The organism is Methylobacterium sp. ME121, from assembly GCF_000974725.1.
In the GTDB taxonomy this organism is placed as follows: Bacteria; Pseudomonadota; Alphaproteobacteria; order Rhizobiales; family Beijerinckiaceae; genus Methylobacterium; species Methylobacterium radiotolerans.
The window spans coordinates 1-9,704 of the sequence record NZ_BBUX01000123.1; the positions used below are offsets into that span (position 1 = coordinate 1).

At 72.1% G+C, this 9,704-nt stretch carries 3 protein-coding genes; all 3 read left to right on the forward strand.

Annotation, left to right across the window (positions count from 1 at the left end):
- Positions 1-302 (forward strand): UDP binding domain-containing protein (locus tag ME121_RS31835; RefSeq protein ID WP_491892935.1); only part of this gene is annotated, 302 nt, incomplete at its 5' end.
- A gap of 368 nt (positions 303-670) precedes the next feature.
- The gene (locus tag ME121_RS31840; RefSeq protein WP_179240067.1) at positions 671-8,113 is read left to right on the forward strand and encodes a type I polyketide synthase; all 7,443 of its coding nucleotides are present in this window, start codon (positions 671-673) and stop codon (positions 8,111-8,113) included.
- A complete protein-coding gene (locus tag ME121_RS31845; RefSeq protein WP_012317954.1) occupies positions 8,110-9,477 on the forward strand; it encodes an aminotransferase class I/II-fold pyridoxal phosphate-dependent enzyme in 1,368 nt (455 codons plus the stop codon). The genes ME121_RS31840 and ME121_RS31845 overlap by 4 nt, the downstream gene beginning before the upstream one ends.
- The last annotated feature ends 227 nt before the right edge of the window (positions 9,478-9,704 follow it).

The following is a 9,704-nucleotide window of genomic DNA, read 5'->3' on the forward strand; positions in this document are numbered from 1 at the left end:
CGGTCCGCGCCTACGATCCCGAGGGCATGGAGCAGGCCCGGATCCTGATGCCGGCTGTGGATTACGCCGAGAACGCCTACGCCTGCGCCGAGGGCGCGGATGCGGTGGTGATCGTCACCGAGTGGAACGCGTTCCGGGCCCTCGACCTCGACCGGCTGCGTCGGGCCATGTCGTCCGGCGAGGCGGTTCCCGTGCTGATCGACCTGCGCAACATCTACGACCCGGTGAGCGCCGCCCGTCACGGTTTCACCTATTGCGGGGTCGGACGAACCAAGGAGAGCGTCGCCCGGATCGGGTCTTGATCGTCGCCGCGCGAGCTCGCGGACCCGGATTCCTGTGCGGGATCTGCCCGACACCGCGAAGATTTCTTCCGGAATCGGCATCGATGCCGCTAGACGGGCGGCGGCCGCGGAGGCGCAACTGTGGCTTTCTCGTGATCGAGCCCGCGTCTCGAAAGCCGGTCCGGCGGTTCAAACTTGGCGTTTTGGCCGCAGGAATTGGATAAGCTTCTGATGAATACATGTCACAGCCTCCGGCAATTTTGCCACGCAGGGATGACCTCGCGTTGGGGCTGGTTGGACACCGCAATGGTGCCACAGTAAGGGGTGAGAGGGTACTCACTCGTCGAGAGCCGAGCCGACTTCCGATAACGAGCGTGTGCGAACCGAACGTGACACAACGTACAGACATTGCGATCGTCGGACGCGCATGCCGACTGCCCGGGGCCCCCAGCGTGGACGGCCTGTGGTCACTCCTCTCCGAGGGGCGCTGCGCCGTCAGCAAGGTGCCGGCCGACCGGTTCTCCCTGGAGCGGTTCGCCCACCCGCGCGCCCATGAGCGCGGCAAGAGCTACACCTGGGCGGCGGGCGTCATCGACGACGTGTGGTCGTTCGATCCGGCGGTGTTCGGCATCTCGCCCCGCGAGGCCGAGCAGATGGACCCGCAGCAGCGGATGCTGCTGGAGCTGACCTGGGAAGCCCTCGAGGACGCGGGCCTGCGCCCGTCGAGCGTCGCCGGCAGCAACATCGGCGTGTTCGTCGGTGCCTCGTCCCTCGATTACGGCAACCTGCGCATCCTCGACGCGCCGTCGGGCGACGCCTACGCGGCGACCGGCAACACGCTCTCGATCATCTCGAACCGCATCTCCTACATCTTCGACCTGAAGGGCCCGAGCTTCACGGTCGACACGGCCTGCTCGTCCTCGCTCGTCGCCTTCGACAACGCCGTGCAGGCGATCCGGTCGGGCCGCGTCGACACCGCGGTCGTCGCCGGCGTGAACGTGCTGGCGAGCCCGTTCAACTTCATCTGCTTCTCCACCGCGCAGATGCTCTCGCGCACCGGCCTGTGCCAGGCGTTCTCCAAGAACGCCGACGGCTACGTGCGCTCCGAGGGCGGCGTGGTGTTCGTGCTGCAATCGGCCGAGGCCGCGCGGCGCAACGGCGCCACCGTGCGCGCCGTGGTCGCCGCCTCCGGCATCAACTCCGACGGCCGGACCACCGGCATCTCCCTCCCCTCGGGTTACGCCCAGGGTGCCCTGCTGGAGAAGGTCTATCGCGAGGCCGAGATCCGGCTCGACGACCTCGCCTTCATGGAGGCGCACGGCACCGGCACGCCGGTGGGCGACCCGATCGAGGCCTCGGCCATCGGCTCGAAGCTCGGCCGCGGGCGGCAGGCGCCGCTGCCGATCGGCTCGATCAAGACCAATATCGGCCACACCGAGCCGGTCTCCGGCCTCGCCGGCCTGATGAAGGCGACGCTCGCCCTGGAACACGACCTCGTGCCGCCGTCGCTGCACGCGGCCGAGCTCAACCCCGAGATCCCCTTCGGCGAGCTCAACCTGCACGTCGTGCGGGAAGCGATGCCGATCAGCCGCGGCGCCCGCGAGCGCTTCGCCGGCGTCAACTCCTTCGGCTTCGGCGGCACCAACGCCCACGTCGTCATCACCGACGCCCCCGCCTGGGCGAAGCCCGCCGCCGCGACCGCGGAGCCCCAGGCCCAGGTGCTGCTGCTCTCGGCCCAGAGCCGCGCCGCGCTGAACGAGCTCGCCCTCGACTACGCCGAGCGCCTCGAGTCCGCCCCCGAGCAGGTCGCGACCGTTGCGGCCGCGGTGGCGCATCGCCGCGAGCGCATGCCCGCCCGCCTCGCCGTCGCGCTCGACGGCAAGGCCGACGTCGCCGCCGCGCTCCGCGCCGTCGGCGAGGGCGAGGACACGCCGGACGCCTTCACCGGGACCGCGGTCGACCGCGTCGCCGAAGTGGCGTTCATCTACTCGGGCAACGGCAGCCAGTGGGCCGGGATGGGCCGCGAGGCCTACGAGGAGAACGCGGTCTTCCGCGCGACCTTCGACCGGATCGACACCCTGTTCCGCGCCTACTCGGACTGGTCGCTGAAGGACGCGCTCTACGCCGACGACCTCGACGAGCGCCTCGCGCTGACCAGCGTCTCCCAGCCGCTGATCTTCGCCATCGAGAGCGCCTCGACGGCCGCGCTCAAGGCGAAGGGCCTGATCCCGTCCTACGTCCTCGGACACAGCGTGGGCGAGATCGCGGCCGCCGAGGCCGCCGGGATCCTGAGCCTGGAGGACGCGGTCCGCGTCATCTACTACCGCAGCCACCACCAGGAGACGACGCACGGCCAGGGCACCATGGCGGTGCTGCTGATGCCGTCCGAGGAGGTCGAGACCTTCCTCAAGGATTACCCGACCCTCGACATCGCCGCCTACAACAGCCCCAAGGCCGTCACGGTCGCCGGGCCGGTGGCCGACATCGACGCCGCCCTCAAGGCCCTGTCGCGCAAGCGCCGCCGCGGCCGCAAGCTCGACCTCGCCTACGCCTTCCACGGCCGGCTGATGGATCCGACCGAGAAGCCGCTGCTGCGCGACCTCGCGGGGCTGAAGGCCAAGGCCGGCACCACCGCGATGGTCTCCACCGTCACGGGCAGCGTGCTCGACGGCTCCCATTTCGGCGCCGGCTACTGGTGGCGCAACATCCGCGAGCCGGTGCGCTTCTGCGAGGCCGTGCAGGACGCGACCCGCCGCGGCGCCCGCGTCTTCGTCGAGGTCGGCCCGCGCGCGACCCTGATGTCCCACGTCGGCGACGCGGTCGAGCCGCTCGGGATCGAGACCGCCACCGTCGGCGTGATGCACCGCAAGGCCTCCGGCGGCGACCCGATCGCCAAAGCGGTCAGCGCCGCCCTCGTCCAGGGCGCGCAGGTCGACGAGACGCTGCTGTTCGGCGACGCGCCGAAGGGCGACGTGCGCCTGCCGACCTACCCCTGGCAGCGCCGCCCGTTCCGCCTCGCCGACACCACCGAGGGCGTGGGCGCGATGAGCCCCCGCCCCTACCACCCGCTGATCGGGTCGCGCACGGCCTTCGACGGGCTGGAGTGGAACGGCTTCGTCGATCCGGTGACCGTGCCGGAGCTGGAGGATCACAAGGTCGACGGCCAGGTGATCATGCCGGGTGCCGGCTTCGTCGAGATGGCGCTGGCCTGCGTCCGCGAGGCCCTGCGCGACGACGCGGTCGTGCTCGCCGACTTCGAGATCGTGGCGCCGATGGTGTTCGCCGAGGACGCCCTGCGCGAGGTCGCGGTGCGCCTGTCGGGTTCCGGCAACGGCATCCAGGTGCTGAGCCGTCCGCGCCTGACCCAGACCCCCTGGCAGCTCCACGCCCAGGCGAAGATCGTCGAGGGCAGCTTCTCGGCCCCGAAGGCGCCGGATCTCGACGGCTTCAGCTTCGAGACCGCGGGCGACCACGTCCTCACCGGCGACGCGCTCTACGCCAAGGCCCTCGCCTCCGGGCTCGGCTTCGGCCCGAGCTTCCAGCAGGTGGCGATGAGCGCCCGGCTCGACGACGCCACCATCGTGTCCGACCTGCTGCCGGCCGAGCCCGACACCCGCTACGGCCTGGTGCCGAACCGGCTGGACGCCTGCTTCCACGGGCTGATCCTGCTCTTCGCCGACCTGCTCGGCGAGAACGGCGGCAAGGCCTATATCCCGGTGCGCTTCGGCGAGGTGCGGCTGCTGCGCCCCGGCGCGGTGATCGCCCGCTCGATCATCCGGACCCGCCGCTGCAACGAGCGCTCGATCCTGGCGGACTTCACGCTCCTCGACGCCGAGGGCGCGGTCATCGCCACGATCCGCGAGGGCCGGTTCCAGGCCCTGCGCGCCAAGAGCGGCGGCGACCTCTCGGCCTTCGCGATCTCGCAGGTGCCGGAGCTCGCCACCGAGCCGACCGCGATCCCGATGGAGCGCCGCCCGAGCGTGGCCGCGCGTCTCCGCCCGCTCGCCGCCGAGGCGAAGGGGCCGGCCGACGCCGCCCTCTCGCCGGGCCACCTCCTGCTGGAGGGCTGGGCGACCTCGCTCGCCTACCGCCTGGCCTCCGGGCTGGCGCAGGGCGAGACCGTCACGGTCACCGACAGCCGCGTGCCGGAGGCTCTGCGCCCCTGGCTGCTGAACGCCCTCTACGCCCTGGAGAGCAGCGGCCTCGCCGAGCGCGCGGGCCCGAACTGGACGCTCGGCGACGGCTCCGCCCTGCCCGCGCCCGACGAGATCATGCGCTGGATCGCCGGCGACCACCCGGATCTCTCGGCCGAGCTGGTGCTGATCGCCGATGTCGGCGCCCTGGTCGACCGGCTGCTCGCCGGCACGCTGAGCGACGCGCCGGCCCTGCCGCAGGGGGCGATCGACGCCTTCGTGCTGCGCTCGGCCACCGCGCGCCACGGCGCCGACGTGGTCGCCGACCTGATCGAGCGGAGCCGCGCCCAGCTCCCGAAGGAGCGGGCGCTGCGGGTCCTGCAGGTCGGCTTCGGCCCGCTCTCGGCCCAGACCGCGACCTTCGCGGCCGCCGCCGAGGCCCGGCTCACGGTCTTCGAGACCGACCGCCGGCTCGCCGAGCGCGCCCGCCTGTCCCTCGGCCGCGCCGCCGCCGTGGTCGAGACCGCCGAGGAGCTCGCGCCCGGCAGCTTCGACCTGATCCTGGCCTCGGGCAGCCTGCATCGCGGCGACCGCGCCCTGCCGGGCCAGCTCGCCGGGGCGCTCGCCACCGGCGGCCTGCTGGTGGCGGTGGAGCCGGGGGCCTCCCTGTTCCGCGACCTCGTGTTCGGTCTCACGGCCGGCTGGTTCGAGGAGGCCGCGGGCGGCCTGCCCGTGGGCCGGCTCGAGGACATCGAGGGCTGGCAGCGCATCCTGAGCGCCCACGGCCTGGTCAAGGTCGAGGTCGAGCGGGCGGCGTCGGCCAACGGCGACGACCTGCTGCTGACGGCCGAGGCGCCGGTGCGCCCGGGCCCGGCCCCGGCGCAGAGCTTCGCCTTCATCATCGGCTCGGACGACGAGTTCGCGGCCGAGACCGCCTCCTCCCTGGCGACCCTGCTGGTCGCGGGCGGCGTGCACGTCTCGATCATCCTCGACTCCGAGACCTCGCTGATGGAGCTGGAGAAGGAGACCCCCGACACGGTGGTGTTCCTGGCCGGCGCCTTCACCCGCGGCGGCGAGGCGGCCGAGCGGCTGCGCGACCGGTGCCTCAGCCTCAAGCGCTGCACCGAGCATCTCGGCAGCCGCCAGACCCGCCTCTGGGTCGTGGCGCCCGGCGCCACCCGCGACCGCGGCGGCCAGACCACCAACATCGAGGCCGGCGTGTGGGCCTTCTCCCGCACGCTCGCCAACGAGGCCCCGAACCTCGACGTCCGCCGCATCGACCTCTCCCCCGAGATGTCGTCGAAGCGCGCCTCCGAGCGCCTGCGCGACCTCATCCTCTCCGGCACGCCGGAGACCGAGATCGTGCTGGACGACGAGCGGACCCAGGTCGTGCGCTTCCACGCCGGCCGGCCGCAGCACCGGGATCCGGCCGACGCCGTCCCGGCGGAGGCCGCGCGCCTGGAGCGCAGCAACACCGGCGGCCTCAGCGAGATGGTCTGGGGTCCGGCCGAGCGCCGCGCCCCCGGCAAGGGCGAGATGGAGATCGCGGTCGAGGCCACCGGCCTCAACTTCCGCGACGTTCTCTGGGCGCTCTCGATGCTCCCCGAGGAGATCCTGGAGGACGGCTTCGCCGGCCCCCGCCTCGGTCTCGAGTGCGCCGGCCGCGTCACGGCCGTCGGCCCGGGCGTGAAGGGCTTCAAGGTCGGCGACCCGGTCGTCGCCTTCGCCCAGTCGGGCTTCGCGACGCACATCGTGGTGCCGGACCTCGTCGTCGCGCCGATGCCGCAGGGCCTCGACCCGATGGCGGCCGCCACCGTGCCGGTGGCCTTCCTCACCGCCTATTACGGCCTCGTCTCCTGCGCCCGGATGCGGCGCGGCGAATGGGTGCTGGTCCACGGCGGCGCGGGCGGTGTCGGCCTCGCGGCCCTGCAGATCGCCAAGCTCAAGGGCGCGCGGGTCATCGCCACGGCCGGCTCCCGCGAGAAGCGGGCGCTGGTGAAGGCGCTGGGCGCCGAGCACGTGCTCGATTCCCGCTCCCTCGCCTTCGTGGACGAGGTCCGGGCGATCACCGGCGACGGCGTCGACATCGTGCTGAACAGCCTGTTCGGCGAGGCGATGGAGCGCTCGCTCAACGCGCTCCGGCCGTTCGGCCGCTTCGTCGAGCTGGGCAAGCGCGACTACGTCGCCAATACCCATATCGGCCTGCGCCCGTTCCGGCGGAACCTCAGCTACTTCGGCGTCGACCTCGATCAGGTGATCCAGCACCAGGGCGACGACGGCGCGCGGATGTTCCGCGAGGTCATGGCGCTGTTCAACGACGGCGGCCTGAAGCCCCTGCCGTACCAGCCGTTCACGGCGGCTGAGACCTCGGACGCGTTCCGGCTGATGCAGCAGTCCGGCCACATCGGTAAGATCGTGATCAGCCCGCCCAAGGCCGGCACGATCATGAAGGACACGGCCCGCCCGTTCACGGTCTCGGCCGAGGGTGTCCACCTGCTGACCGGCGGCCTCGGCGGCTTCGGCCTGGAGGCGGCGCGCTGGCTGATCGACCGGGGCGCCAAGCACCTCGTGCTCGCGGGCCGCAAGGGCGCGGCCACCGACGAGGCCAAGGCGATCGTGGCGGAGCTGTCGGCCCGGGGCGTGACCGTCGAGGCCAAGGCCGTCGACATCACCAGCCGCGCCTCGGTGGACCGGCTCATCGCCGGGATCGAGCAGGGCGGCAAGAAGCTGGCCGGCGTGCTCCACGCCGCGGCGGTTCTTCAGGACGGCCTGATCTCCAACATCGACGCCGCGGCGCTCGACGCGGTGATCGGCCCGAAGGTGATCGGCGCGCAGCACCTCGACGCCGCCACCCGCGACCGGAGCCTGGACTACTTCGTCCTGTTCTCCTCGGCGACGACCTTCATCGGCAACCCGGGCCAGGGCTCCTACGTGGCCGCCAACGGCTTCATGGAAGGCCTCGCGCGCCAGCGCCGCCGCCGCGGCCTGCCCGCGCTGGCGGTGGCCTGGGGCGCCATCGGCGATGTCGGCATGCTCGCCCGCAACAAGGCGGTCATGGAAGGCCTCGCCGGCCGCGTCGGCGTCACGCCGATGGAGGCCCGCCGCTGCCTCGACCTGATGGCCGAGGCGCTGGGCAGCCAGGGCGCGTCCCCGGACGAGGGCGTCATCGCGATCGCGGCGATGCACTGGGGCAAGGCGCGCGAGCGTCTCGCCACCATGCGCTCGCCGAGCTACGCGGAACTCGGGTCCGACCAGCAGGCCGAGGCCGGCGGCGTCCAGGCGATCAACATCGCCGCGCTGCTCAAGGGCGGCGACCTCGACGCGGTCCGCAAGACCGTGTCGGACGCGATCGTCGAGGACATCGCCCGCATCCTGCGGCTGCCGAAGGACGACATCAGCCGCGTGCGCCAGCTCTCGGAGATCGGCCTCGACTCGCTGATGGGCGTCGAGCTCGGCGCCAGCCTGCAGGAGCGCTTCGCCCTCGACGCGCCGCCCGCCGGACTTTCGTCGGGCATGACCGTCAATGAGCTGTCGGAGTCCTTAATTCAGGCGGTTTCCGCGCCCATGGACGAGACGGCCGGCGTCGCGATGAGCCTCGTCTCGAAGCATGTCGGCGGTGAGGTCGATGCGCAGATCCTCGCGCCTCTCAAGGAACTCATCGAGCAGACGTCCAGCGAGATCAAAGAGACCAACTCATGACCGACACGGCACGGCCGGACGGTGGGCGCGCGGCGCTCGCCGGCTTCGTGACCAACCGGCTCGGGCGCGCGACGCCGCGCCCGGCCCCCGTCAAGACGGCCTCTCCCGCCGGCAAGTCGGCGGCGCAGAACTTCGAGAACCTGCCGGGCTACCGCGAGCTGAAGCTCCAGCGCCAGGCGGCCGATCTGATCGGCCTGGGCAACCCGTTCTTCCGCGTCCACGACGCCAAGGCCGGGGCCACGACGCGGATCGACCAGAAGAGCTTCACCAACTTCTCGTCCTACGACTACCTCGGCCTGAACGGCCATCCGCGGGTGAGCAACGCCGCCCGGGAGGCGATCGAGGCTTACGGCACCTCCGCGTCGGCGAGCCGCGTCGTGGCGGGCGAGCGGCCGGGGCACATCAGCCTCGAGCAGGCGCTGGCCAAGCACTACCAGTCCGAGGGCTGCATCGTGATGGTGAGCGGCCACGCCACCAACGTCACGACCATCGGCGCCCTGCTGGAAGCCGGCGACGTGATCTTCCACGACGCGCTGTCCCACAACAGCATCGTCACCGGCGCGCAGCTGTCGGGCGCCCAGCGGCGCTCCTTCGCGCATAACGATCTCGACGCCCTGGAAACCCTGCTCCAGTCGACCCGCCACGAGCATCGCCGGGCGCTGATCGTGGTCGAGGGCCTCTACAGCATGGACGGCGACGCGCCGGACCTCGCCGGGCTCGTCGCCCTCAAGAAGCGCTACGACGCGTGGCTGATGGTCGACGAGGCGCACGGCCTCGGCGTCACCGGCCGGACCGGCGCCGGCCTGTTCGAGCATTGCGGTGTCGACCCCCGCGAGGTCGACATCTGGATGGGCACGCTGTCGAAGACCCTGTCGACCTGCGGCGGCTACATCTGCGGCCCGATCGCGCTGATCGAGTACCTGAAGCACACCGCCGGCGGCTTCGTGTACAGCGTCGGCATGTCGCCGCCGCTCGCGGCCGCGGCCGAGGCGGCGCTCGCCGTGATGCACGCCGAGCCCGAGCGGGTCGAGCGCCTGCGCCAGAACGGCACCCTGTTCCTGGCCACCGCGAAGAAGCTCGGCCTCGACACCGGTTTCAGCCTCGGCCTCGCGGTCGTGCCGATCATCGTCGGCGATTCGCTGAAGGCCGTGACCCTGTCGGACCGGCTGTTCCGCCGGGGCATCAACGTGCAGCCGATCATCCACCCGGCCGTGCCGGAGCGGGCCTCGCGCCTGCGCTTCTTCCTCACCTCCGAGCACACGCCCGACCAGATCCGCGACACCGTGAACGCGGTGGCCGAGGAGCTGGCGGCCATCGACAAGGGCGGCTCGCTGATCGAGCAGTTGCTGGCCAAGCGGGTCTGAGCCCGGCCGGGGCCGCGCGCCACGGTTCTTCGAGACCCTCACGAAGAAGGGGCGCGGATGATATCCGCGCCCCTTCTTCGTATCGACAGACCGCGGCAGTCTCGGTCGGACGCGCGCGGCACCCCCAGCGCGGCGACCGGCGGCGGTGCCGCCCGTCGCGGAGCACGGGTCCTACTTGGCGTAGGAATAGGCCAGGGCGGCCGAGGAGGCCGGGCCGGTGATGCCGC